The organism is Frankia sp. CoWAU3 (genome assembly GCF_977971855.1).
Genome location: NZ_CDWWXB010000333.1, coordinates 1 through 753 on the forward strand (window position 1 = coordinate 1; position 753 = coordinate 753).

The following is a 753-nucleotide window of genomic DNA, read 5'->3' on the forward strand; positions in this document are numbered from 1 at the left end:
TGTCGAGCGCGGTCAGCCCCTCGTCGGCGTAGCGGTCGACCAGCGTGCGGTCGGCGGCGGGGCGGGCGAGCAGGTCGGGCAGGTCGGACGGGGGGACCGAGCCGACGAAGTGCAGGCGCAGGCCGGTAAGCCGGGTGAAGTTCGGCGCGGAGTTCTGCCCGGCGTCGAAGGTGAGCGTCAGCCCGGCCGGGGCGGCGACGGCGTCGGTGTAGCGCCAGGCCAGTTCCTCAATCATCGGGGTGAACTGGGTGACATCGGGCTGGCTGCCTTTGTAGACCCGGGACAGCAGCGGGATCCCGCCGTCCCTCGTGGCGACCAGGCCGAGGCCGACCAGGCGCAGGTCGTGGCGCTTCTGCTTGGCCTTGCCACGGGCGGCGACCGGGGCGCGGGTGTTCGTGGAGTCGAGGAACGTCGCGAAATTCGTCATGTCCAGGATCAGCCCCGAGGTGTCAAGCCCGAACACCTCGATCATCCGGCGGGTCAGCGCCGCCTCGATCTCGTCGACCCGGTCCAGCTCGACGCGGTCCATCGCGTCCCAGAACCGGCGGTGGTCGAGCGTCTTCGCCGGGATCTGGGTGACCCGGGGCAGCGAGGTGGTCGTGTACCACTCGGCGAAGCCGGCCTTCGAGCGCGGGTCGCAGATCCGGTTAAGAGCGGCCAGAGCCAGGTAGGTCCCGACCGTCACTCCGCCGCTGACCTTCGCGTCCCCGACCAGGGCGTCGATGATCCCGGCCGCGTCCAGGCAGGTCAGCA

General features: G+C 70.8%; 1 protein-coding gene. It reads right to left on the minus strand.

Features of this window, described 5'->3' with window-relative positions:
• Positions 1–753: IS1634 family transposase (locus tag AC08ON_RS18075; protein ID WP_476617433.1), on the minus strand; the 753-nt coding region annotated here is incomplete at both ends.